Genomic DNA, 25,097 nt, shown 5'->3' on the forward strand with positions numbered 1-25,097 from the left:
GTGCCCCTCGATTGTCGGCGCTCGCGGGGTCAGCCGGCGTACGGGTGCCGGGCCTTGGCCTCGCGCAGGGCGCGGCCCCACCAGACCAGCTGGTCGAGCATCCTCTTGGCCGCCCCGTCGACCTGAGCCGGGTCCTTGTGCACGCCCCGGTCGTCGAAGAGCGCGCCCGCGTTGTGGAAGGAGACGGTGTCGCGGACGGAGACGGCGTGCAGTTCGGCGAAGACCTGGCGGAGGTGTTCGACGGCCCGCAGGCCGCCGGAGATTCCGCCGTACGACACGAACGCGACGGGCTTGGCCTGCCATTCGGCGAAGTGCCGGTCGATGAGGTTCTTCAGCGGGGCCGGGTAGGAGTGGTTGTACTCGGGGGTCAGCACGACGAAGGCGTCGGCGTCCGCCAGCCGGGGGGCCACCTCGGCGGCCCCGGTGGCGGGCGGTTCGGTCTCGGCGACATCGATGAGCTCGGTCTCGATGTCCGGGTGGCCGGCCGTCCGCCCGAGGAACCATTCGGCGACGACGGGCCCGAAGCGGCCCTCGCGGTTGCTGCCGAGGATGACGGCGACCTTCAGCGGGGCGTCGGACGGAGTGGTGACAGCTGTGGTGAGGTCCATGCACCGCAGCCTCACACCTCAACCATGATTGAGGTCAAGCGCCGTGGCGCGCCACCTACGCTGGAGGCCATGACGCTCTTCGCACCGGACCTCTACGTCGAGTTCGACGGCCGCCCCGCCACCGGGGACGATCTGCGGATCCCGGCCTTCGCGAGCTACGGCCACTTCACCGCGATGCAGGTCAGGGACCGCACCGTACGGGGCCTCGCGCTGCATCTGGACCGGCTGGACTCCGCGAACCGCGAGCTGTTCGGCCTGCCACTGGACGGGGAGCGCGTGCGTGAACTGATCGGGCACGCGCTCGACGGCGCCGGGGTACGGGACGCGTCGGTCCGGGTCCACGCCTTCATGCCACCGGACAGCGCGGCGACGGTGCCGATGGTGACGGTGCGGGAGCCCGCCCGTGCGGACGGCGCACCGCAAAGCCTGATGTCGGTCCCGTTCGCGCGCTCCCTGCCGCACATCAAGCGGCCCGGCGAGTTCTGCCAGATCTATTACGGGCAGCAGGCCCGGCGGGCGGGGTTCGACGAGGCGCTGCTGACCTCGCCCGGCGGCATGGTGACCGAGGGGTCGATCACCAACATCGGCTTCTGGGACGGCACTTCGGTCGTCTGGCCGGACGCGCCGGCGCTGGCCGGCATCACCATGACGCTGCTGGAGAGCGGACTCGCGCGGACGGACCGGCCTTCGGTGCGGCGCGGAGTGACGCTGGACGGGCTGGACGCGTACCGGGCGGCGTTCGTCACGAACTCGCAGGGCATCGCGCCGGTCCACCGGATCGACGACACGGCCTTCACCGTCGACGAGGACCTGATGAAGCTGCTCGGCCAGGTGTACGAGGCCATCCCTCGCGACGCCGTCTGACCATCCCGGCATGCGGGAGCATGGGGCCATGCAGATCCATATCGAAGCATCGGAGCTCCCGGGCCGCACCTGCGGCCCCGACACCGACTTCGCCGGTTTCGACAACATCCACGTCGGCGTGCAGCGCAAGGACCGGCCGGGCGAACTGCTCGGCCTGCACCCGGGCGACGCGCCTCGCGCCTCCTGGACCCTGGACTGCACCGCCGCACCCACCGCGGAGGGCGTCGAGGTGTCGGGGCCGTACGTCCAGAACCGGCTCGGAGGGCGCTTCGTCTATCTGTCCTGGGGCACCGTGGACGACTCCGGCCTCTTCACGATGTTCCGCCGCGCCAAGCTGATGATGAGCGACATCGGCCCGGAGGTCCTGGAGGCGGCCTCGCGATCGGGGCATCTCACCGCGCGGCTGCGCCTGACCGACGGCAGGGGTCAGCCACGGTGCGCACGCGTACGCCCGCCGGACATCGAGTGGTCCGCGACCGACGGCAACGATCCCCGGGGAAGCTGAAGCGCGGAGAAAAAGGACACCGCCCTCACCGGTCCCAAGGGGGGGTGGGCCGGTGAGGGCGGTTGCCGTGGGGCCGGCGGGGGGCTGCCGTCCCGTGGGGGGGTAGAGACCGTTTGCCCGGCCGACAGAGGCCCATTCGTGTGATCTACGTCACACTCGCCTGAGAGCGGGCTCACCCGATCGGCACCGGACGGGGTGATCGGCCTCCGTCACCGCCGCGACCTGCGCGGGGCCGGTCGGACGGACGCGTTCCCCGGGTCCGTACGGGTGAAAGCTGACCACGCGTCAGCATGCAGCCGGGGGGCGGGGCCACTTACCTCGGAGGCAGGACACATCCGTCTGCCCGGAGGATTCCCATGCGCAGCCCTGCCCGCCTCGTGACCGGTACCGCCGCCGCGGCCCTCACCGCCGCCGCGCTCGGCCTCGCCCTCCCGTCCGCGCACGCGGACAGCCTCGGCAGACCGGAGCTCACCGCGGCGGCGGCCGCGCCCGGCGCGGCGGACTGCGCCGCCGGGGAAGGCTCGGCCGACGTGGACGCGGCCGCCTTCTGCGGGAGCGGCGGGGCGGCCGATGACCTGGGGGCGTTCGAGGACCTGGAGGCCGGGGACCCCGGACCGGCCGACGGTCCGGATCCGCTCGCGGGCCTGGAGACGGCCGAGGATCCGGCAGCGGTTCCGGGGTCCTCCTGGCCGGAGACGGAGACGGAGGACACGGAGGACGAGGCCGGCACAGGGACCGGGGACGAGGCCGGGGCGGGGGACGAAGCCGGGACGCTCCAGCGGCCCGGGACGGGCGCGGGGACAGCACCCGGGACGGGAAACCGCCCCGAGCCCGTGCCTCCGCACGCGACCGCCCCGGGATCCGCCGAACCGCCCCTGCCGCCGGGGCACAGGCCCACGACCGCGCCCAGCCCCAGCCGGCCTTCCGGCCATGTCGGGACGGGCGTCGGAGGCAGCGCCGCCCCCGACACCGCCCAGCTCGCCGCGGGCGCCGGCCTCGTCGGAGCGGCGGCCGTGAGCGGTCTCCTGCTCATGCGCCGCCGCCGAGCCGACGGCCCGCGTCACTGAGGACGGCACGCGGCACCGAGGACGACCGGCGAAGGACGAGACGTGGACAGGACGGCACTGAGAGCGAGGGCCTGGCTGGCGGGCGTCGCCGCACTGTGCGGCATATGGCTGGTCCACAACGGCGCGGTCATCCGGACCGTCGCCCCCCAGCCGTCCACCGCCGAGGCCTTCGCGGCGGGCCCCGAGCCGCGCCCGGGCACCCGGGTCGCCGGCCCGCTCCGCCCCTCCGAACCGGTCAGGATCCGCATCCCCGGCATCGGTGTGGACGCGCCCATGACGGGTCTCGGGCTGACCGCCGGCGGCAGCCTCGACGCACCGCCCGCCGCGAACCGCAATCTCGCGGGCTGGTTCGAGGGCGGCACACCGCCCGGCGCCAAGGGCACCGCGATAGTGGCCGGGCACGTCGACAACGCCGAGGGGCCGTCGGTGTTCTACGGCCTGGGGTCCCTGAGGAAGGGGGCCGGGGTCGAGATCGACCGCGGGGACGGCAGCACCGCCGTCTTCTCGGTCGACGCGGTCGAGGTGTACGAGAACGACGAGTTCCCGGACAAGCGCGTCTACGGCGCCACGCCGCACGCCTCGCTGCGGCTGATCACCTGCGGCGGCGGTTTCACCCGCGAGACGGGCTACCAGGCCAACGTGGTGGCGTACGCCCACCTCACCGAGGTGCGCTGATCAGGCCGTCCACTGGTCGAAGCCGAGCTTGGCGACCAGCGAGAACACCACGACCAGCAGCACCCCGCGGACGAAGTCGCTGCCCTTCCTGAGCGCCATCCGCGCGCCGAGCATCCCGCCCGCCAGATTGAATACGGCCATCAGCGCGGCCAGCTGCCACAGGACGGTGCCCTGGTAGGCGAACATCGCCAGCGCCCCGCCGTTGGTGCAGACGTTCACGATCTTCGCGGTCGCGGAGGCGGTGACGAGGTCGAGGTGGAGCACCGCGGTCAGCGCCAGCACCAGGAAGGTGCCCGTGCCCGGCCCGAAGAGCCCGTCGTAGAAGCCGATGCCTCCGCCCACCAGCACGATCGCGGTGACCGTACGGGCCCGGGTGACCTTCTTGCCCGTGTCACCGGCCGCCGCCGTGCCGAAGGACGGGCGCAGCATCACGAAGGCCGCGACGGCGAGCAGCACCACCATGATCACCGGACGCAGGACGTCGCTGCTGATGCCCGCCGCGAAGAAGGCGCCCGTCATCGATCCCGCGAGCGCCATGAGCCCGATCCGCACGGCGGTGCCCACCCGCACCGGCGCCTTGCGTACGTAGGTCACGGCGGCGCCCGAGGTGCCGACGATGGCGACGGCCTTGTTGGTGCCGAGCACGTGCGCGGCGGGGACGTGCGGGAGGCCCAGCAGCAGTGCGGGCAGGAGGAGCAGCCCGCCGCCGCCCACCACCGCGTCGATCCATCCGGCCACGGCGGCGGCCAGGCAGAGCAGGACGAGGGTGGTCAGCGTTATCTCGGGCATGTCCGCGACCTTAGGCAAGCGACAGGTGCCCGGTCCAACCGGTTGCCCGGCCCTCACAGAGGGCCTTGGCGCACGCTGAGCGCAAGGTTCCTCCCGGGAAACAGGAGGGATGCGGTCGGGTAACACCCGCCGCGCACTCTCATCGGTATGAGGACACAGACGGAGAACGCGGCACGGGTGGTGGTGATCGGCGCCGGGATGGCGGGCGCGCGGCTCGCCGCCCGGGTCCCCGGTGTCACCGTCATCGGCGAAGAGGCCCACGCACCGTACAACAGGGTGCTGCTGGCCGAGGTGCTCGCCGGCCGGTACGAGCCGGACGTCATCGCGCTGCCGCCCGCCGAGGTGCGGCGCGGGGTGCGGGTCGTGCGGATCGACCGGGCGGACCGGCTGGTGCACTGCGACGACGGCAGTGTCGTCGGGTACGAGCGCCTGGTGCTGGCCACCGGCTCCAACCCGGTGCTGCCACCGCTGCGGGGCCTCGGCCACACGCTGCCGGACGGGGTGCACCCGTTCCGCACCCTGGACGACTGCCTGGCCCTGCGTGGGGCGGTACGCCCCGGAGTGCGCGCCGTCGTCATCGGCGGCGGGCTCCTCGGGGTGTCGGCCGCCCGTGCCCTGGCCGAGTGCGGCGCCCAGGTGGTGCTGGCCCAGCAGGGCGAGCACCTCATGGAGCGGCAGCTGGACGCCGAGGCCGCCGGGATGCTGCGCCGCCACCTGGAGGGCCTCGGCGTCGAGGTGCACACCGAGTGCCGGGTGCGCGGACTGCGCTGCACCGACGGGGACACCCCGGCGGTGCGGGCCGTGGAGATGGCCGACGGCTACGAGCTGGAGGCCGAGATCACGGTGCTGGCCTGCGGGGTCCGGCCCAGGACGGGTCTGGCACAGGCGGCCGGCCTGGAGGTCCGCAAGGGCGTCGTCGTCGACGACGAGCTGCGCACCTCGGACCCGTACATCCACGCCGTGGGCGACTGCGCCGAACACGCCGGGACGGTCTACGGGCTGGCGGGCGCGGCGCTCGAACAGGCCGACGTCCTGGCCGAGGTGCTGGCGGGCCGCCCCGCCCGCTACGCGGGCACCAGGGCTCTGACCAGGCTCACCCTTCGCTCCCCCGCCACCGCGGGAGCCGCCGGAAACGCCGGAGCCGCCGTCGTCTCCGGGGCCGCCGGCGGGCTCGACCTGGCCGCCTTCGGCGACTCCCGCCCGATGCCCGGCGACGACGTGATCCGGCTGGCCGACGCCACCCGGGGCGCCTACCGCACGGTCGTCGTCCGGGGCGACCGGCTCGCGGGCGGGGTGCTGTTCGGCGATCTCGCCGCGGTCGGCACCCTCGCCCGGACCTGGCAGGACGACGACGCCCTTCCCGCCGACATGTCCCTGCTCCACCTGCTCACCAACGACGGAGGCTTCTGATGCCGGTGTCCACTCCCCCGACCGCCCCCACCGCAGGCGTGCCGACGATCGTGGTCGTCGGGCACGGCATGGTCGGGCAGCGGTTCCTGGAAGCGCTCGCCGACCGCGGCCTGACCGCCGCCGAGGGCACCGCCCGGGTCGTCGTGCTCTGCGAGGAGCCCCGCCCCGCGTACGACCGGGTGCAGCTCACCTCGTACTTCTCCGGGAAGACCCCGGAGGACCTCTCGCTCGTCGAGCCGGACTTCATGGAGCGGCACGGCATCGAGCTGCGCGTCGGTGACCCGGCGGAGAGCGTCGACCGTGAGGCGCGCACCGTCACCGCGCGCTCCGGGGAGACGTTCTCCTACGACACGCTGGTGCTGGCCACCGGCTCGTACCCCTTCGTGCCGCCCGTGCCCGGCAAGGACGCCGAGGGCTGCTTCGTCTACCGCACCATCGAGGACCTCCTCGCGATCGAGGAGTACGCGAAGACCGCGACGACCGGCGCGGTCGTCGGCGGCGGGCTGCTCGGCCTGGAGGCCGCGGGCGCGCTGAAGGGGCTCGGACTCGACACGCACGTCGTGGAGTTCGCCCCCCGGCTGATGCCGGTGCAGGTGGACGACGGGGGCGGCGCCGCGCTGCTGCGCACCATCGAGAACATGGGCCTCTCCGTCCACACGGGTGTGGGCACCCAGGAGGTCACCGCGGGTGAGGACGGCCGGGTCAACGGCATGTCCCTGTCGGACGGCTCCTCGCTGGAGACCGACCTCGTGGTGTTCTCCGCGGGTGTACGCCCCCGGGACCAGCTGGCCCGCGACTGCGGTCTGGCGGTCGGCCCGCGCGGCGGGATCATCGTCGACGACGAGTGCCGCACCTCTGACCGCGACGTCTTCGCCATCGGCGAGTGCGCGCTGGCCTCGGACGGCCGGGTCTACGGGCTGGTGGCGCCGGGTTACGAGATGGCGCTGGCGGTCGCCGAGGTGATCGCGGGCAACGCGGCCTCCTTCACCGGCGCCGACCTCTCGACGAAGCTGAAGCTGCTCGGTGTGGACGTCGCCTCCTTCGGTGACGCGCACGGTGCGGCCGAGGGATGCCTCGACGTCGTGTACGCGGACTCCCGCTCGGGTGTCTACAAGAAGCTGGTGATCGGCCAGGACGGCACGCTGCTCGGCGGTGTCCTGGTGGGCGACGCCGACCAGTACGGCACGCTGCGGCCGATGACCGGCACCGTCCTGCCCGTCGCCCCGGAGCAGCTGGTGCTGCCGGCCGGCGCGGGCGGCCCTGTCACCCTCGGCCCGTCCTCGCTGCCCGACGAGGCCGTGATCTGCTCCTGCCACAACGTCACCAAGGGCGCGATCTGCGAGCACACCACGCTGCCCGAGGTGAAGAAGTGCACCAAGGCCGGCACCGGCTGCGGGAGTTGCGTCAAGGTCATCGGCCAGCTGCTGCCGCAGCCCGAGGACCAGGGGCTGTGCGGCTGCTTCGAGTACACCCGCAGCGAGCTGTACGAGATCGTCCGCACCCTCGGTGTCACGACGTACGCCGGCCTCCTCGACTCGCACGGCCGTGAGGCGGCCCGGGGCGGGGACGGCTGCGAGGTCTGCAAGCCCACGGTCGGTTCGATCATCGCCTCGCTGGCCCCGACGGTCGGCGCGAGCGGCTACGTCCTGGACGGCGAGCAGGCGGCGCTCCAGGACACCAACGACCACTTCCTGGCCAACCTCCAGCGCAACGGCTCGTACTCGATCGTGCCGCGCATCCCCGGTGGCGAGATCACCCCGGAGAAGCTGATCGTGATCGGCGAGGTGGCCCGGGACTTCGGTCTCTACACGAAGATCACCGGCGGCCAGCGGATCGACCTGTTCGGCGCCCGCGTCGACCAGCTACCGCTGATCTGGACGCGTCTGGTGGACGCGGGCTTCGAGTCCGGGCACGCGTACGGGAAGTCGCTGCGCACGGTCAAGTCCTGTGTGGGGCAGACCTGGTGCCGCTACGGCGTGCAGGACTCGGTGAAGATGGCGATCGACCTGGAGCTGCGCTACCGGGGCCTGCGCTCGCCGCACAAGCTGAAGTCGGCGGTCTCGGGCTGCGCCCGGGAGTGCGCGGAGGCCCGCGGCAAGGACTTCGGGATCATCGCCACGGCGCAGGGCTGGAATCTCTACGTCGGCGGCAACGGCGGCGCCACCCCGCGCCACGCGGACCTGCTCGCCCAGGACCTCTCCGACGCCGAACTGGTGCGCCTCATCGACCGGTTCCTGATGTTCTACATCCGCACGGCGGACCGCCTGGAGCGCACCTCGACCTGGCTGGACCGGATCGAGGGCGGCCTGGACCACGTCCGTGACGTCGTCGTCCACGACTCGCTGGGCCTCTGCGACGAGCTGGAGCGGCTGATGGCCGACCACGTCCGCGGCTACCGCGACGAGTGGGCCGAGACCATCAACGACCCGGAGCGGCTGCGGCGCTTCGTCACCTTCGTCAACGCCCCCGACGCACCCGACCCCTCGGTCAAGTTCGTCCCGGAGCGCGACCAGGTCAAGCCCGACCTGGACATCCTCGCGGGCCCGGTGCTCGCCATCCGTACTCTTGAAGGGACTCCCTCCTGATGACGACCCAGGCGATGGAAACGGCGCAGGACACCCGGACGATCCAGCTCGCGGACGGGGACGGCTGGCTGACGGTCTGCGACCGTGCGCTGCTGACCCCGGGGCGGGGCGTGGCGGCGCTCCTCCCGGACGGCCGGCAGGTCGCGCTGTTCGTGGACCGCGCGGGCCGGGCGTACGCGATCGACAACCGCGACCCGTTCACCGGTGCGTACGTCCTCTCCCGCGGGCTGGTCGGCTCCGCGGGCGGGCGGCCGTTCGTCGCGTCGCCGCTGCTGAAGCAGCGCTTCGACCTGGAGACGGGCGCCTGCCTGGACGACGACGACGTCACCGTGCCGGTCTTCCCGGTCCGCGGGGACTGACTCCACTCCGTTCACCAGTTGTTGACGTTCCGTCAACTACGCGCCTCTACTGTCCTGACGTTCGACCCGCCGGGCCGACCGGTCCGGCGGGCCCGCACGTCACCTGTGGAGTGATCGTGGAACGTCGGACCTTCTTGCGCACAGCGGTGATCGGCAGCTCGGCGGCGGCTTTCGGCGGCACGCTGTGGCGGGGTGCCGCCTTCGCGGACCCGGCCCAGCCGGCCGCGGGCCCCTACGGTGCGCTGCAGGCGGCGAACGGCAACGGCATCCTGCTGCCGAGCGGCTTCACCAGCAGGATCATCGCCCGTTCCGGGCAGACCGTCCCGGGCACCTCGTACACCTGGCACAGCGCACCTGACGGCGGAGCCACCTTCACCGACGGCAGCGGCTGGATCTACGTCTCCAACGCGGAGGTGTCCGCGAGCAGCGGCGGCGGTGCGAGCGCGGTGCGCTTCAACTCCTCGGGGACCGTCACCTCCGCCTACCGGATCCTGTCCGGCACGAACACCAACTGCGCGGGCGGCCGTACCCCGTGGGACACCTGGCTCTCCTGCGAGGAGGTCACCCGCGGCTTCGTGTACGAGACGGACCCGTGGGGCGTGAACGCCGCCGTGCAGCGTCCCGCGATGGGCCGGTTCAAGCACGAGGCGGCGGCCGCGGACCCCGACCACGGCTACGTCTACCTGACCGAGGACGAGACGGACGGCCGCTTCTACCGCTTCCGCCCCACCACCTGGGGCAATCTGTCCTCCGGCACGCTCCAGGTGCTGGTGGCGGGCACCGGCACCTCGGGCCCGGTGACCTGGACGACCGTTCCCGACCCGGACGGATCACCCACCCAGACCCGCTACCAGGTCTCCGGCGCCAAGGTCTTCAACGGCGGTGAGGGCTGCTTCTACGCGGCGGGCACCTGCTGGTTCACCACCAAGGGCGACAACCGGGTGTGGGCGTACGACGCGAACGCCTCGTCCCTGTCGCTCGCCTACGACGACTCGCTCGTCACGGGCGGCGGCGCGCCGCTGACCGGCGTCGACAACGTCACCCGCGCCGCCTCCGGTGACCTGTACGTCGCGGAGGACGGCGGGAACATGGAGATCTGCCTGATCACCCCGGACGACACCGTCGCCCCGTTCCTGCGGATCAGCGGCCAGTCGGGTTCGGAGATCACCGGTCCGGCCTTCTCCCCGGACGGCCGGCGGCTCTACTTCTCCTCGCAGCGCGGCACCAGCGGGAGCTCGTCCGGCGGTATCACCTACGAGGTGACGGGGCCGTTCCGCTCCTGATCCGGCCCGTACGGCAGCGGTCGCGGCGCCGGCTCCGCGACCGCTGCCCGGTCGGGTGTCAGGCCTGTCCCTCGGCCGCTGACGGGTCCATCCAGACGACCTCCCAGATGTGGCCGTCCGGGTCCTGGAAGGAGCGGCCGTACATGAAGCCCATGTCCTGGGTCTCGTTGGCGGGCGAGCCTCCCGCCGCGAGCGCGGCGTCGGCCATCTCGTCGACCTTCTCGCGGCTCTCCGCGCTCAGGGCGAGGAGGACCTCGGTCGTTCTCGACGCGTCGGCGATCTCCTTCTTGGTGAAGTCCTTGAAGCGCGGCTCGCTGATCAGCATGGCGAAGATCGTGTCGCTGATGACCAGACAGGCCGTCGACTCGTCGCTGAACTGCGGGTTGAAGCCGAAGCCGAGCTTCGAGAAGAAGTTCTTGGTCGTCCCGAGGTCCTTGACCGGCAGGTTCACGAAGATCATCTGAGGCATGGTTCCCAACTCTTCCGTCCGGCACCCTGGGTGCTCCCGCGCGCTCCGTACGAGCGCTTACGAGGGGTAGACGACGGCCGCGCCGGGAACTCATCGCTCCGGGCGCGGGCAGTTCCCCGCGCGCCGTGGACCCGCGCCCCGTGGGCGCATCTAGCGTCTCGGACCATGAGCGGATCGACGGGCAGAAGAATCACCGAGAAGCTGTCGGACGAGGCCCTGCGCGGGGCCACCGGCCGGGACTGGGCGGGCTGGTTCGCCGTGCTCGACGCCTGGGACGCCACCCGGCGCAGCCACGCGGAGATCGCCGCGTTCCTCGGCACCGAACACAGGATGGGCGGCTGGTACGCCCAGTCGGTCGCCGTCGGGTACGAGCAGTCACGCGGTCTGCGCCAGGTGGGGCAGTCCTCCACCGGCGACTGGAACACCTCGGGCAGCCGGACGCTCGCGGCCGCTCCGGAACGCGTGCTGGACGCCTTCACCGACCCGGAGACCCGTGAGCGCTGGCTGCCCGGCGTGGAGCTGTCCGTGCGCGGCCTGCGCCCGGGGAAGTCGCTGAGCGCCGGCTTCCGCGACGCGTCCGGGGACGCCGGGCGGCTCACGCTGTGGCTCCAGGAGCTGCCGGACGGCCGTACGCGCCTCGGTGTGGGCCACGAGAAGCTGGCGGACGCGGAGGCGGTCGCCCGGTACAAGGCGTTCTGGAAGGAGCGCCTGGCCGCGCTGAAGGCCCTCCTGGAGGGCGGGCCCCGCTGACGGGTCAGGGCACGGCGATCGGTGCTCCGCCCCTGAGCAGGGCGGAGCCCAGCGGGGTGAGGGTGTGCAGGACCGAGCTGCCGTGGCGCAGGGTGCGGACCAGGCCGGCCTCGCGCAGCACACACGCGTGCTGGCTCGCCGAGGCCAGGGAGACCCCGGTCCTGCGGGCCAGCTCACTCGTCGTACAGCCGTTGCCTATGGCCCGCAGGACCGCCGAGCGGGTGTGGCCCACGAGCCGGCCGAGCCAGGGGCCGGGTTCGGCCACGGCCGGGGCTCCGGGGTGGGTGACGGGGTAGACGAGGACCGGCGGGAGGCACGGGTCGCGGTAGACGACGGGGGTGCCCCGGCAGAAGTACGACGGCTGGAGGAGCAGGCCCCGCCCGTCGAGGCGCAGTTCCCTGTCGACCGGGTAGTCCGCCTCCAGCACGGGGGCCCGCCAGCGGATCATCGGCGGCAGGGTGGCCAGGAGCTCGTCCGCGCCGCCGTCCAGCAGGGCGCGGCCCCGGACGGCGCGGTCGGCCTCGACGCTCGCCCGGATGTGCGGCCAGTACGGCTCGACCGCGGCGCGGTGGTAGGCGCGCAGGGTGGAGATGAGCCGCCCCAGCGGCTCCGTACGCCCTTCGGCCAACGCCTCCGAGAGGGCGCCGCCGGACAGCCGTCGCCGATGGGGGGCGTCCCCCGCCAGCAGCCCGAGTTCCTCCCGGATGCGGTCCGCGGGTGTGTCGCGCAGGGCCTCCATTCCGGCGTCGAGCGCGAATGGCTCGGCGCCCGGCCCGGCAGGCGTCAGGAAGTCGGGGAAATAACCCCGCGGCGGAACGACCGCGGACAGCAGCCGTGCTTCACCATTCAACCGGGTCCGGGATTCCTTCCGCCATTTCCCGAACACCGTGGAACCCCGGCGGTCTCTCAGCCGGTGAAAACTGAGAACGGTCTCCCACATCGCGTCCGGCCTCGTGGCCATCCGCACACGCGAAAGGTCCACCCCGGACACATGGATACGCAGCACCGATCCCCCACCTGTTGCACCCGCAATTGCCCCCACCGAAGCGTATGCACAGCGTCACAGGAGGTCACCACGGGGTTTCGGCCACAGTTGAAACGGCTCGCCCGTATTCTCGCCAGCCGAAAAGCTGTACGGCGTCGGGTACGCATCCGGCGTCACCGAATGAGCGGGTGAGGGCCGTGGGGGGCTTCGCCTGTTCGGCGGCGGTGAGCGACGGTGCGGCTCCGTACCCGGCAGGGGTAAGCGGGTGCGGCCCGGGGGTGGGGATCCCCGGGCCGCACCCGGACCGCGCGCCCCCGATTTGCGCATCGAATGGTGAAAAGCCAACCACTTTGCATGGTTCGTCGTTCAAATGGTCCATCGTCAATTGGTTCGGCGTTCATCGGTTCGCCGTTCAATTGACGAAGCGGCGGCACCCCCGCACAGGGTGCCGCCGCTTCCGGGGAATCCGGTTTCCGCCGTGGGACCGGTGAGGGTCTCCGTGGTCCGCCGGCGGTGTCCGGAGTCGTGGCGGTCGCAGGCCGCCGGGCCTCAGCGGCTGTCGCTGCCCCGCGATTCGGCGGCGGCCCGGCCCGCTTCCAGCCGGGCGACCGGAATGCGGAACGGCGAGCAGGAGACGTAGTCGAGGCCCACCTCGTGGAAGAAGTGCACCGACTCCGGGTCCCCGCCGTGCTCACCGCAGATGCCGAGCTTGAGGTCCGGACGGGTGGCCCGGCCCGCTTCCACGGCGCTGCGCACGAGGGAGCCGACGCCGTCCTTGTCGATCGTCTCGAACGGCGACACCCCGAAGATGCCCTTCTCCAGGTACGCGGTGAAGAACGAGGCCTCCACGTCGTCGCGGGAGAAGCCCCACACCGTCTGGGTGAGGTCGTTCGTGCCGAAGGAGAAGAACTCGGCGGCCTCCGCGATCTGACCGGCGGTCAGCGCGGCTCGGGGCAGCTCGATCATCGTGCCGATGCTCAGCTTCAGCTCCGTACCGGTGGCCGCCTCGACCTCCGCGATGACACCGTCGGCCTCCTCGCGGACGATCTCCAGCTCCTGGACCGTGCCCACGAGCGGGATCATGATCTCGGCGCGCGGGTCGCCCTTGGCGTTCTTGCGCTCCGCCGCCGCCTCCGCGATCGCACGGACCTGCATCGCGAACAGCCCCGGGATGACCAGGCCGAGACGGACACCGCGCAGACCCAGCATCGGGTTCTGCTCGTGCAGCTTGTGCACGGCCTGCAGGAGGCGCAGGTCGTTCTCGTTGGCGTCCTTGCGGGACTCGGCGAGAGCGACCCGCACGGAGAGCTCGGTGATGTCGGGCAGGAACTCGTGCAGCGGCGGGTCGAGCAGCCGTACGGTGACGGGCAGCCCGTCCATCGACTCGAACAGCTCGATGAAGTCGGCCTTCTGGAGCGGCAGCAGCGCGGCCAGCGCGGCCTCACGCTCGTCGTCGGTGTCCGCGAGGATCAGCTTCTCGACCATCTCGCGGCGCTCACCGAGGAACATGTGCTCGGTGCGGCACAGGCCGATGCCCTGGGCGCCGAAGCGACGGGCCCGCGAGGCGTCCTCGGCGTTGTCCGCGTTCGCCCGTACACGCAGCCGGCGCACCCGGTCGGCGTACGCCATGATCCGGTGCACGGCGGCGACGAGCTCGTCGGCGTCGTCGGCGCCCGCGTGCATACGGCCCTCGAAGTACTCGACGACCGGGGAGGGTACGACCGGTACCTCGCCGAGGTACACCTTGCCGGTGGAACCGTCGACGGAGACGAGGTCGCCCTCCTCCACGACGGTGTCCCCGACCGTGAGCCGGCGGCGCTTGGTGTCGACCTCGATCTCCTCGGCACCGCAGACACAGGTCTTACCCATGCCGCGGGCGACGACGGCGGCGTGCGAGGTCTTGCCGCCGCGCGAGGTCAGGATGCCCTCGGCGGCGATCATGCCGTCCAGGTCGTCGGGGTTGGTCTCCCGGCGGATCAGGATGACCTTCTCGCCCGACCGCGACCACTTGACCGCGGTGTACGAGTCGAAGACGGCCTTGCCGACGGCCGCGCCCGGCGACGCGGCGATGCCGCGGCCCAGCAGGACGGTGCTGGCCTCGTCGTCGAAGCGCGGGAACATCAGCTGGGCGAGCTGCGCGCCGTTGACCCGCTGGAGCGCCTCCGCCTCGTCGATGAGGCCCTGGTCGACGAGCTGGGTGGCGATCCGGAAGGCGGCACCGGCGGTGCGCTTGCCGACCCGCGTCTGGAGCATCCAGAGCTGACCGCGCTCGATGGTGAACTCGATGTCGCAGAGATCCTTGTAGTGGGTCTCCAGCGTCTCCATGATCTTCATCAGCTGGTCGTACGACGTCTTGTCGATGGACTCCAGCTCGGCGAGTGCCACCGTGTTGCGGATGCCCGCGACGACGTCCTCGCCCTGCGCGTTCTGGAGGTAGTCGCCGTAGACGCCCTGGTGGCCGCTGGCCGGGTCACGGGTGAAGGCGACGCCCGTACCGGAGTCGGGGCCGAGGTTGCCGAAGACCATCGAGCAGATGTTGACGGCCGTGCCGAGGTCGCCGGGGATGCGCTCCTGGCGGCGGTAGAGCTTGGCCCGGTCGGTGTTCCACGAGTCGAAGACCGCCTTTATGGCCAGGTCCATCTGGTCGCGCGGGTCCTGCGGGAAGTCGCGTCCCGCGTCCCGCTTGACGATCTTCTTGAACTCCTTGACCAGCTTCTTGAGGTCGGCCGCGTCCAGGTCCACGTCGACGGTGACGCCCTTGGCCTCCTTCGCGGCCTCCAGCGCCTCCTCGAAGAGATGGCCGTCGACCCCGAGCACGGTCTTGCCGAACATCTGGATGAGGCGGCGGTACGAGTCCCAGGCGAAGCGCTCGTCGCCGGCCTGGGCGGCGAGGCCCACGACCGAGGCGTCGGAGAGGCCGATGTTGAGGACCGTGTCCATCATGCCGGGCATCGAGAACTTCGCGCCGGACCGGACGGAGACCAGCAGCGGGTCGTCGGCCTGGCCGAGGTTCTTGCCCATCCGCTTCTCGAGCGCTTCGAGGTGCGCACTGACCTCGTCGCGCAGCTCGGCCGGCTCGTCACCGCTGTCGAGGTAGACCTTGCACGCCTCGGTGGTGATGGTGAAGCCCGGAGGGACGGGCAGCCCGAGGTTGGTCATCTCGGCGAGGTTGGCACCCTTGCCGCCCAGCAGATCTTTCAGATCCTTGTTGCCCTCGGTGAAGTCGTAGACGAACTTCTGGGGATCTTTGTGTTCCGACACGGGTCTCGACTCCTCGAGGACGCGGTGGCTGCCCTGACGGCGAGGAACATACCCAGATCGAAGGTGTCTGGGTACGGCCACTTGCGCGTCATGAGGGCTCAACCACCCGTCCGCCAGCAGATCGAAAGTAACGCGCCGGTACACGACGCAGGCACCATTCGTTCACCTATTGAAGGCATCAGTACGATGAGTGTGCGAAACCATTCGATGTGATGACGGAGGGTGAGGGATGCTTTGATCGATCAAAGTAAACCCACCTGGCACCCAGTGCCGCCATTTGAGAAGTACAGCAACCAAAAGAGCGCTCATCTGAGCCAAACACCCCTCAGGGGTGGCGAGAATCACGCCCCTGACCGCGCTCAGATGTCATCATCCGGACGCTCACGCGCCAACAAATGGTCACCCTGAAGCCTTCATGCCACACAGAGCGTGACGTGACGGGCCTTCGAAGAGAGCGGGCACACACCGCTGCCGCGAAATCGCGAGGGAACGCACCGTATCCGAGCAGAAAAGCCCGCTCATGTGAGCGGGCTCTTCATGGGGCACTCGGTGCCCCCGGTGCGGGGGTCGTACTCAGCCGCCCGAGGTGTCCAGCTCCGCCTCGGCACCCACGCCCGCGCAGTCGTACGGGTCCTTGAGCCAGCCGTCCGGCAGCGCCACCCGGTTGTTGCCGGACGTACGGCCACGGGGGCCGTCCGCGCCGTCCGGCCAGGGCTGGTCCAGGTCGAGCTCCTGGAGCTGTCCGCCCAGCTCCTCCAGCGACGAGGTGACCGCGAGCCTCCTGCGCATGTCCGAGCCGACCGCGAAGCCCTTGAGGTACCAGGCCACGTGCTTGCGGAAGTCGATCACGCCACGACTCTCGTCGCCGATCCACTCCCCCAGCAGCGTCGCGTGGCGCAGCATGACGTCCGCGACCTGGCGCAGGGCGGGCGCCTGCCTCGTCCCCGTGCCCTCGAAGGCGCTGACGAGGTCGCCGAAGAGCCAGGGGCGGCCCAGGCAGCCGCGGCCGACGACGACGCCGTCGCAGCCCGTCTCACGCATCATCCGCAGCGCGTCGTCGGCGCTCCAGATGTCGCCGTTGCCGAGGACGGGGATCTCGGGGACGTGCTCCTTGAGGCGCGCGATGGCGTCCCAGTCGGCCGTGCCGCCGTAGTGCTGGGCGGTGGTCCTGCCGTGCAGGGCGACGGCCGTGACGCCCTCCTCGACGGCGATGCGGCCCGCGTCGAGGTACGTGGTGTGGTCGTCGTCGATGCCCTTGCGCATCTTGATGGTGACCGGGAGGTCGCCCGCCTGCGCCACGGCCTCGCGCAGGATCGCGCGCAGCAGGGGCCGCTTGTACGGGAGCGCGGAGCCGCCGCCCTTGCGGGTGACCTTGGGGACGGGGCAGCCGAAGTTCAGGTCGATGTGGTCGGCGAGGTCCTCGTCGACGATCATGCGGACCGCCTTGCCGACGGTGACCGGGTCCACCCCGTACAGCTGGATCGAGCGCGGGGTCTCGCTCGCGTCGAAGTGGATGAGCTGCATGGTCTTCTCGTTGCGCTCGACCAGCGCCCGCGTGGTGATCATCTCGCTGACGAACAGCCCCTTGCCGCCCGAGAACTCACGGCACAGGGTGCGGAAGGGCGCGTTGGTGATGCCGGCCATGGGGGCGAGCACGACCGGCGGCTGCACGGTGTGCGGGCCGATCCGGAGCAGCGGGAGGGCGGGGGCGAGCGTGGTCATGGCCCCATTGTCCCGTACGCCGGCCGCAGGCGGACGCCCGCCCGCTCAGGCCTCGGCGACGGACCCGGTGAGGGCCGCCGTGCGCGACCCGGCGAGGGGCTCCGCGTGCGGTCCGGCCTGCGGATCCGTGTGCGGCCCGGCCTGCGGATCCGTGTGCGGCTCCACGAGGACCGACTCCATCAGCCGCTCCAGTCCGAGCCGTGACTCCTCGTCCGAGGGGACGTACGTCACCATGCGCGGGCCCGCGGAGGGGCCGAGCCACAGGTCGGTGTGGTCGAGCCTGAGCAGTCCCACCCGGGCGTTACGGAAGATCTTGGTGCGGTTCGAGGGTCCGACCACCTCGTGGCGGGCCCAGATCTCGCCGAACTCGGGCGAGGTGGCCTCCAGCCGCCGCAGCAGCGCCTTCCAGGCGGGCTCGGCCAGGTGTTCCGCCATCGAGGCGCGGAACTTGGCGGCCATCACCCGGTGCATGGCGGGCAGATCGACGACGGAGGCGCGCCAGTCCTCGTTGTTGTAGGCGAGCAGCAGGCAGTTGCGGTCCTCGGGGGCGACGGCGTCCAGGTCGCACAGGAGCCTGCCGTAGGTGCGGTTGTACGCGAGGATGTCGTACCGGCTGTTCTGGATGCAGGCCGGGAAGGGCTCCAGGCGCCTGAGCATCTCGTGGAAGGCCGGGGTGACGCCCGTGCAGTCCGAGCCCGGCGCGGGGTCGACGGCCCCGGCGAGGGAGAAGAGGTGGGTGCGTTCGCTGCGGTCGAGCAGCAGGGCGCGGGCCAGGGAGTCGAGGACCTGCGGGGAGACCTGGATGTCGCGGGCCTGCTCCAGCCACGTGTACCAGGTGACGCCGACGGCCGAGACCTGCGCGACCTCCTCGCGGCGCAGCCCGGGGGTCCGCCTGCGGCGCCCGCGGGGCAGACCCACCTGCTCGGGGGTGATCCGCTCACGACGGCTGCGGAGGAATCCGGCCAGCTCGTGCCGCCGGATGTCTGTCTCGGGTACCTGGGCCGCCGCGGTGGTCATGCTCCCAGGGTGCCGAATGCCCGGACGTATTGCCAGGTGCTCCGTGTACCAGGATAAGGAGACTCTGGTACCAGGCTGAGTACGGGTCCATCGTCGATGGCGTGAGTGAATCATCTGTACTGACCAACGCATCCGCCACCCGCGTCCCCGGGGCGCGGTACGACCACCCCGCGCCGGTGCTCGGCGGGCTCGGGCTGTTCACCGTGCTGCTCGGCGCGGCCCTTCCGCTCATCGACTTCTTCATCGTCAACGTCGCCCTGCCCACCATCGACCACGACCTGGCCGCGGGCCCCGCTCTGCTGGAGCTGGTCGTCGCGGGCTACGGCCTCTCCTACGCCGTGCTGCTCGTCCTCGGCGGGCGGCTCGGCGACATGGCCGGGCGCCGCAGGCTCTTCCTCGTCGGGATGGCCGCCTTCGGTCTCACCTCCCTCGCCTGCGGGCTGGCCCCGGACGCCTGGACCCTCGTGGGGGCACGGGTGGCCCAGGGCGCCGCCGCGGCCCTGATGCTGCCGCAGGTGCTCGCCACCATCCAGGCGGGTACGACCGGCCACCACAGGGCTCGGGCCATGAGCCTGTACGGGGCGACCGCCGGGCTCTCCATGGTCGCCGGCCAGATCCTCGGCGGTGTGCTGGTCTCCGCCGCCCCGCTGTCCTCCGTCTTCGGGGAGAGCGCGGGCTGGCGGTCGGTGTTCCTGGTGAACGTCCCCGTGGCGGTGGTGGGGCTGTTCCTGGCCGCCCGCGCGGTGCCGGAGAGCCGCTCGGACCGGCCCGCGCCCGTCGACGTGCCGGGCACGCTCCTGCTGGCCGTCTCCCTGGTGACGCTGCTGGCCCCGCTGACGGAGGGCCGGGCGGCGGGCTGGCCGCTCTGGACCTGGGTGTCCCTCGGCCTGTTCCCGTTCGCCGCGGTGGCCTTCTACCGGGTGGAGCGGCGGGCCGACGCGCAGGGGCGGACACCGCTCGTGCCGCCGAGCCTGCTGCGGCTGGAGTCGCTGCGCCGCGGCCTGATCCTGGTGGTGCCGTTCTCGATCGGCTTCGGCGGCTTCATGTTCGTGATCGCGGTGGCCCTCCAGCAGGGTCTGGAGATGGGCCCGGCCGCGGCCGGGCTGTCCCTCGCGCCGATGGCCGCCGCCTTCTTCGCGGCCTCGCTGGCCGGCCCCCGGCTCGTACGGCGCTTCGGCAGCCGGGTGGTGACGGCCGGCGGTCTGATCCAGGGCGTGGGCGTCTCGGTGCTGGCGCTGACCGTGTGGAGCTCCTGGCCGGATCTCGGGCTGCTGGGCCTGCTGCCGGGCATGGCGGTCTCGGGACTGGGGCAGGGGCTGCAACTCCCCGTCCTGATCCGGATCGTGCTGTCCGACGTGCCGTCCGAGCGGGCGGGGGTGGGCGGCGGCGTGATGACCACCACCCAGCAGGCCGCCCTGGCGCTCGGGGTCGCCACGCTCGGGACGCTGTTCCTCGCGCTGGCACCCGGCTCGGGGATGCGGGACGCCCTGGTCGTGACGCTGCTGGTGCAGCTGGCGGCCGTCGTCCTGACGACCCTGCTGAGCCTGCGGCTGCCCCGCACGGTGAGGTGAGGGCGGACGGACACGGGCCCGGATCACCGAGGTGATCCGGGCCCGCGGTCGTACGGGTGGTGCGTCGTACGGGTGGTGCGTCGTACCGGTGCTGCGAGGAGGTCAGCTCTCGGCCGGTGCGTCCTGCGCCGGCGCGGCCTCGGCGCCGGCGGCGCGCTCACGCATCTTGCGCACCAGCTCCTGCTTCTTGTCCTCAGCGGCCTTGCGGTCGTTGTCACGCGCGGGACCCGCGCCCTGCTGTTCGGCGCGGGACAGCTTCTTGCGCTGTCCGCCCACGCCGAGGAGGTTGTTGCGGCTCTTGGCCACGGCGTTCTCCCGTTCTTGAGTTGAGGAAGTGAGGATGACGTGTCGTGTATCGATCCGATGGGCGACGGGCGGTGGGCCCGTCGCGCGCTCACTCGTAGATCTGGAAGAACGAAGACATGCCGAAAAGGTACCCCGGCCGGAGGGGTGCCTCATCCGGTTTTTTTCGGCCGCGCCCCGTTGCGGGCTCAGGCGGTCGGGTCGACCGTGGCCTGATGGGCCTCGGTCAGGTGCTCCTCGGCCTTGAGCCAGGGCAGGAACTGCGCCCCCTTGCGCCACCCGCACGTGTCGCAGGTCAGCTGCCGCTGCATCCCCGACTTCCTTACGTGGACGACGTGTTCACGGCCGTGCTGGTCCCATCTGGTGACCTTGCTCGTGGTCATGGACGGCATGTGGGGCCTCCCTGTGGACGAGTGCGCCCAGTGTGCACGAAGCCCCCGGTTCCGTACGCCGGAACCGGGGGCATCGTTATGAGGCCGAGTGCGTTCAGCAGCCCAGGAGGCGGGAGCCGAGGTAGCTCTGGATCTGGTCCAGGGAGACGCGCTCCTGCTTCATCGTGTCGCGCTCGCGCACGGTCACCGCGTTGTCGTCCAGGGTGTCGAAGTCGACGGTGACGCAGAACGGCGTGCCGATCTCGTCCTGGCGGCGGTAGCGGCGGCCGATGGCGCCCGCGTCGTCGAACTCGATGTTCCAGTTCTGCCGCAGGTCGGCGGCGAGGCCCTTGGCCTTCGGCGACAGCTGCGGGTTGCGGGACAGCGGCAGCACGGCGACCTTGACCGGCGCGAGGCGCGGGTCGAGGCGCATCACGGCGCGCTTCTCCATGACGCCCTTGGCGTTGGGGGCCTCGTCCTCGTTGTAGGCGTCGAGGAGGAACGCCAGCAGCGAGCGGCCGACACCGGCCGCGGGCTCGATGACGTACGGCGTGTAGCGCTCGCCCTTCTCCTGGTCGAAGTAGGAGAGGTCCGTGCCGGACGCCTTGGAGTGCGCCGTGAGGTCGTAGTCGGTGCGGTTGGCGACGCCCTCGAGCTCGCCCCACTCACTGCCGCCGAAGCGGAAGCGGTACTCGATGTCGGCGGTGCGCTTGGAGTAGTGGGAGAGCTTCTCCGCGGGGTGCTCGAACCACCGCATGTTCTCCTCGCGCAGGCCGAGACCGGTGTACCAGTTCCAGCGCTGCTCCATCCAGTACTCCTGCCACTGCTCGTCCTCGCCCGGCTTGACGAAGAACTCCATCTCCATCTGCTCGAACTCGCGCGTGCGGAAGATGAAGTTGCCCGGAGTGATCTCGTTCCGGAAGGACTTGCCCATCTGCGCGATGCCGAACGGCGGCTTCTTGCGCGAGGTCTGCTGCACCTGGCCGAAGTTGGTGAAGATGCCCTGGGCGGTCTCGGGGCGCAGGTAGGCGACCGAGCCGGAGTCCTGGGTCGGGCCGAGGTGCGTGGAGAGCAGGCCGGAGAACTGCTTGGGCTCGGTGAAGGTGCCCTTGTTGCCGCAGTTGGGGCAGTTGAGGTCGGCCAGGCCGTTCACGGGAGGCTTGCCGTGCTTCTCCTCGTACGCCTCCTCCAGGTGGTCCGCGCGGTAGCGCTTGTGACAGGAGGTGCACTCGGTGAGCGGGTCGGAGAACGTGGCGACGTGACCGGACGCGACCCAGACCTCGGGGGCCAGGATGACCGACGAGTCGAGACCGACCACGTCCTCGCGCGAGGTGACCATGTAGCGCCACCACTGGCGCTTGAGGTTCTCCTTCAGCTCGACGCCCAGGGGCCCGTAGTCCCAGGCGGCCTTCTGGCCACCGTAGATCTCACTGCAGGGGTAGACGAAGCCACGGCGCTTGCTCAGGCTGACGATGGTGTCGATCTTGTCGGCGGCCACGGTGCTCTCTTCATTACGACGGCGGAACTGGACAGGTGGGCGGCGCGAACGCCTCGGTGAAAAATGACGTACAGACAGGGGCGCGGAGCGCCTCGGTGGGGGTGGTGGTCGGGTGACGGGCGGGCGAATACCCCAGATTACCGGCGGGCGCACCCCCCATATCAAATCGGTGGGGCGCATCGCGGTCACCCGGTCCGGATCCGGGCATCTCATCAGCCTTGTTGACAATCGTTTCCACTTTTGTTGAAAATGACTGTCATGAACGTACGTCGCCTCATACCCACAGCCGCCGTCGCCGGAGCAGTCGCCCTCGGCCTCACCGCACTCTCCGCCTGCTCCTCCTCCGACGCGGCCGAGGGCGGGAGCGACGGCAAGCTGGACGTGGTGGCGTCCTTCTACCCGATGCAGTTCCTGGCCGAGGAGATCGGCGGGTCGCACGTCTCCGTCACCTCACTGACGAAGCCGGGGGTGGAGCCGCACGACCTGGAGCTCTCCCCCCAGCAGATCGGCGGTCTGAGCGACGCCGACTACATCCTCTTCCTCAAGAACGTCCAGCCCGCCGTCGACGACGCCGTCGCGCAGGCCGGTGTCAAGAACACCGTGGACGCGGCGACCCTCACCACGCTCGAGAGCCACGGCTCCGAGGTCGACGGCCACGACCACGGTTCCGAGGAGCACGAGGGTGAGGAGCACGCCGAGAAGGCGGGCCTCGACCCGCACATCTGGCTGGACCCCGTGAAGTACGCCGAGGTCGCCGAGGGCGTCGGGAAGTCCTTGGAGAAGGCCGACCCCGACAACGCCGCCGACTACCGCAAGAACACCGAGACCCTCGTCGCCGAGCTGACCAAGCTGGACAAGGCCTACGAGTCCGGGCTGAAGAACACCGCGACGAAGACGTTCATCACCACGCACTCCGCCTTCGGGTACCTCGCCGAGCGCTACGGCCTCACCCAGGAGGGCATCGCCGGCCTCGACCCCGAGACCGAGCCCAGCCCGGCCCGGATCGACGAGATCCACCACGTCGCCGAGGAGAACAAGGCGACCACCGTATTCTTCGAGACGCTCGCCAGCGACAAGACCGCCAAGACCTTGGCGAAGGACCTCGGCCTGAAGACCGGCGTCCTGGACCCGCTGGAGGGAATTACCGACAAGTCCGCCGGCGCTGACTACATCGAGGTCATGGAGTCCAACCTGGCCGCGCTGCAGAAGGCCCTCGGCGCGAAGTGACCCGCGCAGCACCCCGACCCAGCCGCAGCACCGGAGGCGATCATGCCTGAGCCCAGTACGCCAGAACCCGTGATCAGCATGCGCGGAGCCACGGCGACGCTCGGCGCCCGCCCGGTGCTGCGCGGTGTCGACCTCACCGTCCACCGCGGCGAGGTCGTGGCCCTGCTCGGGGCGAACGGCTCCGGCAAGTCCACCGCCGTGCGCTCCGTCATCGGCCAGGTGCCGCTCACCGGCGGGACCGTCGAGCTGTTCGGCACCCCGCTGCGCCGCTTCCGCCGGTGGGGCCGCGTCGGATACGTACCGCAGCGCACCACGGCGGCGGGCGGCGTCCCCGCCACGATCCGCGAGGTCGTCGCCTCCGGTCGGCTGTCGCGTACGAAGTTCGGACCGCTCGCGAAGGCCGACCGGGCGGCCGTGGACCGGGCCATCGAGCTGGTCGGCCTCACCGACCGCGCCAAGGACTCCGTGAACGCCCTCTCCGGCGGCCAGCACCAGCGGGTCCTGATCGCCCGCGCGCTCGCCGCCGAGCCCGAGGTGCTGATCATGGACGAGCCGATGGCCGGCGTCGACCTGGCCAGCCAGGAGATCCTCGCCATGACGCTGCGCGAGCAGGTCGCCGGCGGGGCGACCGTGCTGCTCGTCCTGCACGAGCTCGGCGCCCTGGAGCCGCTGATCGACCGGGCGATCGTCCTGCGCGACGGCTGTGTCACGCACGACGGGCCGCCCCCCGAGGCCGTGGGCCAGCACGCCCTGCCCGGCCACGACCACGTACACCCCCACGCGGCCTCCGAGCCCGTCCGGACGGGACTGCTGACCTGATCATGCTGGAATTCCTGAACCCTCCCTTCATGCAGCGGGCGCTGCTCGCGGCCGTCCTGGTCGGGATCACCGCCCCCGCCATCGGCATCTATCTGGTCCAGCGCCGCCAGGCCCTGATGGGCGACGGCATCGGACACGTCGCGATGACCGGCGTCGGCCTCGGCTTCCTGCTCTCCACCAACCCCGTCTGGATGGCGACGCTCGTCGCCGTGGCGGGCTCGGTCGTGATGGAGCTGATCCGCTGGTACGGACGCACGCGCGGCGACATCGCCCTGGCCATGCTGTTCTACGGCGGCATGGCGGGCGGGGTGATGCTGATCAACCTCTCGGACACCGGCTCCAACGCCAACCTGACCTCGTTCCTCTTCGGCTCCCTGTCCACGGTCTCCGAGGAGGACATCACCGCGATCGTCGTGCTGGCCGCCTTCGTGGTGCTGGTCACCGTGGGGCTGCGGCGGCAGCTGTTCGCGGTCAGCCAGGACGAGGAGTTCGCCCGGGTCACCGGGCTGCCGGTGCGCGCGCTCAACCTGCTGGTCGCCGTGACGGCCGCCGTCACCGTCACCGTGGCGATGCGGGTCGTCGGCCTGCTGCTGGTCAGCGCGCTGATGGTGGTGCCGGTCGCCGCCGCCCAGCAGATCTCGAAGTCCTTCAAGGTGACGTTCGTCCTGGCCGTCGTCATCGGTACGGCCGTCACCCTGGCCGGTACCGTGACCTCGTACTACCAGGACGTGCCGCCCGGCGCGACGATCGTGCTGCTGGCCATCGCCGCGTTCGTCCTGCTGACGGCGCTCGCCACGCCGCTGGCCCGAAGGCGGGCCAAGGGCCGCGAGAGCGAGAAGGACCGGTGCACCCTTGAGGTACCGGCGGCCCGCCCTGCCTCGGACGACGTTCGGGTGTGACCGTGCCGCCGGGACGGGCTGGCACAATGGCCCGACATACGTACGGGCGACATGAGGAGG

23 protein-coding genes are annotated in these 25,097 nt (G+C 71.3%); 13 read left to right on the plus strand and 10 right to left on the minus strand.

Features of this window, described 5'->3' with window-relative positions; all coding sequences use genetic code 11:
• Window positions 1-29: 29 nt before the first annotated feature.
• Window positions 30-608, minus strand: a complete 579-nt coding sequence (locus tag ACIP63_RS04140) for an NADPH-dependent FMN reductase (protein WP_401511282.1) — start codon at window positions 606-608, stop codon at window positions 30-32.
• Between the two features lie 69 nt (window positions 609-677).
• Between ACIP63_RS04140 and ACIP63_RS04145 the strand changes: the two genes are divergently transcribed.
• The 4 genes from ACIP63_RS04145 (at window position 678) to ACIP63_RS04160 (ending at window position 3,719) form a co-directional block, all read left to right on the plus strand.
• On the plus strand, window positions 678-1,472 hold the full coding sequence (locus ACIP63_RS04145; protein WP_401511283.1) for an aminotransferase class IV family protein: 795 nt from the start codon (window positions 678-680) through the stop codon (window positions 1,470-1,472).
• Between the two features lie 28 nt (window positions 1,473-1,500).
• Window positions 1,501-1,977 carry a DUF5990 family protein gene (locus tag ACIP63_RS04150; RefSeq protein ID WP_401512254.1) on the plus strand — a complete coding sequence of 159 codons (477 nt, stop codon included), beginning with the start codon at window positions 1,501-1,503 and terminating at the stop codon, window positions 1,975-1,977.
• Between the two features lie 356 nt (window positions 1,978-2,333).
• Window positions 2,334-3,044, plus strand: a complete 711-nt coding sequence (locus ACIP63_RS04155; RefSeq protein ID WP_401511285.1) for a hypothetical protein — start codon at window positions 2,334-2,336, stop codon at window positions 3,042-3,044.
• Window positions 3,045-3,086: 42 nt separating this feature from the next.
• Window positions 3,087-3,719: a class F sortase gene (locus ACIP63_RS04160; RefSeq protein ID WP_401511287.1), complete on the plus strand. Its 633-nt coding sequence runs from the start codon at window positions 3,087-3,089 to the stop codon at window positions 3,717-3,719.
• Here the strand turns inward: ACIP63_RS04160 and ACIP63_RS04165 are convergent, their stop codons facing one another.
• On the minus strand, window positions 3,720-4,508 hold the full coding sequence (locus tag ACIP63_RS04165) for a sulfite exporter TauE/SafE family protein (protein WP_401511288.1): 789 nt from the start codon (window positions 4,506-4,508) through the stop codon (window positions 3,720-3,722). It lies immediately after the preceding gene.
• A 147-nt stretch (window positions 4,509-4,655) separates the two neighbouring features.
• Here ACIP63_RS04165 and ACIP63_RS04170 point away from each other — a divergent pair, with 147 nt between their 5' ends.
• The 4 genes from ACIP63_RS04170 (at window position 4,656) to ACIP63_RS04185 (ending at window position 10,145) form a co-directional block, all read left to right on the plus strand.
• The gene (locus ACIP63_RS04170; protein WP_401511290.1) at window positions 4,656-5,918 is read left to right on the plus strand and encodes an NAD(P)/FAD-dependent oxidoreductase; all 1,263 of its coding nucleotides are present in this window, start codon (window positions 4,656-4,658) and stop codon (window positions 5,916-5,918) included.
• Window positions 5,918-8,503, plus strand: coding sequence for a nitrite reductase large subunit NirB (gene nirB / locus ACIP63_RS04175; protein ID WP_401511292.1), 2,586 nt, complete (start codon window positions 5,918-5,920; stop codon window positions 8,501-8,503). The genes ACIP63_RS04170 and nirB overlap by 1 nt, the downstream gene beginning before the upstream one ends.
• Complete coding sequence (nirD, locus tag ACIP63_RS04180; protein WP_356707647.1) at window positions 8,503-8,862, plus strand: nitrite reductase small subunit NirD; 360 nt, start codon at window positions 8,503-8,505, stop codon at window positions 8,860-8,862. Before nirB ends, nirD begins: the two co-directional genes overlap by 1 nt.
• A gap of 116 nt (window positions 8,863-8,978) precedes the next feature.
• The gene (locus ACIP63_RS04185; RefSeq protein ID WP_401511294.1) at window positions 8,979-10,145 is read left to right on the plus strand and encodes an alkaline phosphatase PhoX; all 1,167 of its coding nucleotides are present in this window, start codon (window positions 8,979-8,981) and stop codon (window positions 10,143-10,145) included.
• A gap of 58 nt (window positions 10,146-10,203) precedes the next feature.
• Here the strand turns inward: ACIP63_RS04185 and ACIP63_RS04190 are convergent, their stop codons facing one another.
• Window positions 10,204-10,614 carry a VOC family protein gene (locus ACIP63_RS04190; RefSeq protein WP_401511296.1) on the minus strand — a complete coding sequence of 137 codons (411 nt, stop codon included), beginning with the start codon at window positions 10,612-10,614 and terminating at the stop codon, window positions 10,204-10,206.
• Between the two features lie 165 nt (window positions 10,615-10,779).
• On the opposite strand from ACIP63_RS04190, the gene ACIP63_RS04195 reads away from it, so the two are divergent.
• Window positions 10,780-11,364, plus strand: a complete 585-nt coding sequence (locus ACIP63_RS04195; RefSeq protein ID WP_401511297.1) for a hypothetical protein — start codon at window positions 10,780-10,782, stop codon at window positions 11,362-11,364.
• Window positions 11,365-11,368: 4 nt separating this feature from the next.
• Here ACIP63_RS04195 and ACIP63_RS04200 read toward each other — a convergent pair whose 3' ends face one another.
• The 4 genes from ACIP63_RS04200 to ACIP63_RS04215 all read right to left on the minus strand — a co-directional run bounded on the left by ACIP63_RS04200 (window position 11,369) and on the right by ACIP63_RS04215 (window position 18,349).
• On the minus strand, window positions 11,369-12,370 hold the full coding sequence (locus tag ACIP63_RS04200; RefSeq protein ID WP_401511299.1) for an ArsR/SmtB family transcription factor: 1,002 nt from the start codon (window positions 12,368-12,370) through the stop codon (window positions 11,369-11,371).
• 528 nt (window positions 12,371-12,898) lie between these two features.
• Window positions 12,899-15,610: a pyruvate, phosphate dikinase gene (ppdK, locus tag ACIP63_RS04205; protein WP_401511301.1), complete on the minus strand. Its 2,712-nt coding sequence runs from the start codon at window positions 15,608-15,610 to the stop codon at window positions 12,899-12,901.
• A 573-nt stretch (window positions 15,611-16,183) separates the two neighbouring features.
• On the minus strand, window positions 16,184-17,332 hold the full coding sequence (gene dusB / locus ACIP63_RS04210; protein WP_401511303.1) for a tRNA dihydrouridine synthase DusB: 1,149 nt from the start codon (window positions 17,330-17,332) through the stop codon (window positions 16,184-16,186).
• A 45-nt stretch (window positions 17,333-17,377) separates the two neighbouring features.
• Window positions 17,378-18,349: a helix-turn-helix transcriptional regulator gene (locus tag ACIP63_RS04215; protein WP_401511305.1), complete on the minus strand. Its 972-nt coding sequence runs from the start codon at window positions 18,347-18,349 to the stop codon at window positions 17,378-17,380.
• A 101-nt stretch (window positions 18,350-18,450) separates the two neighbouring features.
• On the opposite strand from ACIP63_RS04215, the gene ACIP63_RS04220 reads away from it, so the two are divergent.
• Window positions 18,451-19,920 (plus strand): MFS transporter, encoded by a 1,470-nt coding sequence (locus ACIP63_RS04220; RefSeq protein WP_401511307.1) that lies wholly within the window; start codon window positions 18,451-18,453, stop codon window positions 19,918-19,920.
• Window positions 19,921-20,022: 102 nt separating this feature from the next.
• Here the strand turns inward: ACIP63_RS04220 and ACIP63_RS04225 are convergent, their stop codons facing one another.
• The 3 genes from ACIP63_RS04225 to ACIP63_RS04235 form a co-directional block, all read right to left on the minus strand.
• Window positions 20,023-20,226 carry a DUF6243 family protein gene (locus ACIP63_RS04225; RefSeq protein ID WP_401511309.1) on the minus strand — a complete coding sequence of 68 codons (204 nt, stop codon included), beginning with the start codon at window positions 20,224-20,226 and terminating at the stop codon, window positions 20,023-20,025.
• A 185-nt stretch (window positions 20,227-20,411) separates the two neighbouring features.
• The gene (locus tag ACIP63_RS04230) at window positions 20,412-20,615 is read right to left on the minus strand and encodes a hypothetical protein (RefSeq protein WP_362933032.1); all 204 of its coding nucleotides are present in this window, start codon (window positions 20,613-20,615) and stop codon (window positions 20,412-20,414) included.
• 94 nt (window positions 20,616-20,709) lie between these two features.
• Window positions 20,710-22,092: a glycine--tRNA ligase gene (locus ACIP63_RS04235; protein WP_356707657.1), complete on the minus strand. Its 1,383-nt coding sequence runs from the start codon at window positions 22,090-22,092 to the stop codon at window positions 20,710-20,712.
• Between the two features lie 258 nt (window positions 22,093-22,350).
• Here ACIP63_RS04235 and ACIP63_RS04240 point away from each other — a divergent pair, with 258 nt between their 5' ends.
• The 3 genes from ACIP63_RS04240 to ACIP63_RS04250 are packed head-to-tail and all read left to right on the plus strand — an operon-like array spanning window position 22,351 to window position 25,037.
• Window positions 22,351-23,319, plus strand: a complete 969-nt coding sequence (locus ACIP63_RS04240; RefSeq protein ID WP_401511310.1) for a metal ABC transporter substrate-binding protein — start codon at window positions 22,351-22,353, stop codon at window positions 23,317-23,319.
• A gap of 42 nt (window positions 23,320-23,361) precedes the next feature.
• Entirely contained in the window at window positions 23,362-24,138 is a 777-nt protein-coding gene (locus ACIP63_RS04245; RefSeq protein WP_401511312.1) for a metal ABC transporter ATP-binding protein, read from the plus strand.
• The gene (locus ACIP63_RS04250; RefSeq protein ID WP_401512256.1) at window positions 24,138-25,037 is read left to right on the plus strand and encodes a metal ABC transporter permease; all 900 of its coding nucleotides are present in this window, start codon (window positions 24,138-24,140) and stop codon (window positions 25,035-25,037) included. The genes ACIP63_RS04245 and ACIP63_RS04250 overlap by 1 nt, the downstream gene beginning before the upstream one ends.
• Window positions 25,038-25,097: the final 60 nt, after the last annotated feature.

Source organism: Streptomyces sp. NPDC088746, from assembly GCF_044751065.1.
Taxonomy (GTDB): Bacteria; Actinomycetota; Actinomycetes; order Streptomycetales; family Streptomycetaceae; genus Streptomyces.

What these genes read in the sequence shown, in the direction of transcription:
- ACIP63_RS04140 (WP_401511282.1), bottom strand. Translation starts at nt 608, where the DNA reads ATGGACCTCACCACAGCTGTCACCACTCCGTCCGACGCCCCGCTGAAG.
- ACIP63_RS04145 (WP_401511283.1), top strand. Translation starts at nt 678, where the DNA reads ATGACGCTCTTCGCACCGGACCTCTACGTCGAGTTCGACGGCCGCCCC.
- ACIP63_RS04150 (WP_401512254.1), top strand. Translation starts at nt 1,501, where the DNA reads ATGCAGATCCATATCGAAGCATCGGAGCTCCCGGGCCGCACCTGCGGC.
- ACIP63_RS04155 (WP_401511285.1), top strand. Translation starts at nt 2,334, where the DNA reads ATGCGCAGCCCTGCCCGCCTCGTGACCGGTACCGCCGCCGCGGCCCTC.
- ACIP63_RS04165 (WP_401511288.1), bottom strand. Translation starts at nt 4,508, where the DNA reads ATGCCCGAGATAACGCTGACCACCCTCGTCCTGCTCTGCCTGGCCGCC.
- ACIP63_RS04170 (WP_401511290.1), top strand. Translation starts at nt 4,656, where the DNA reads ATGAGGACACAGACGGAGAACGCGGCACGGGTGGTGGTGATCGGCGCC.
- nirB (WP_401511292.1), top strand. Translation starts at nt 5,918, where the DNA reads ATGCCGGTGTCCACTCCCCCGACCGCCCCCACCGCAGGCGTGCCGACG.
- nirD (WP_356707647.1), top strand. Translation starts at nt 8,503, where the DNA reads ATGACGACCCAGGCGATGGAAACGGCGCAGGACACCCGGACGATCCAG.
- ACIP63_RS04190 (WP_401511296.1), bottom strand. Translation starts at nt 10,614, where the DNA reads ATGCCTCAGATGATCTTCGTGAACCTGCCGGTCAAGGACCTCGGGACG.
- ACIP63_RS04195 (WP_401511297.1), top strand. Translation starts at nt 10,780, where the DNA reads ATGAGCGGATCGACGGGCAGAAGAATCACCGAGAAGCTGTCGGACGAG.
- dusB (WP_401511303.1), bottom strand. Translation starts at nt 17,332, where the DNA reads ATGACCACGCTCGCCCCCGCCCTCCCGCTGCTCCGGATCGGCCCGCAC.
- ACIP63_RS04215 (WP_401511305.1), bottom strand. Translation starts at nt 18,349, where the DNA reads ATGACCACCGCGGCGGCCCAGGTACCCGAGACAGACATCCGGCGGCAC.
- ACIP63_RS04230 (WP_362933032.1), bottom strand. Translation starts at nt 20,615, where the DNA reads ATGCCGTCCATGACCACGAGCAAGGTCACCAGATGGGACCAGCACGGC.
- ACIP63_RS04240 (WP_401511310.1), top strand. Translation starts at nt 22,351, where the DNA reads ATGAACGTACGTCGCCTCATACCCACAGCCGCCGTCGCCGGAGCAGTC.
- ACIP63_RS04245 (WP_401511312.1), top strand. Translation starts at nt 23,362, where the DNA reads ATGCCTGAGCCCAGTACGCCAGAACCCGTGATCAGCATGCGCGGAGCC.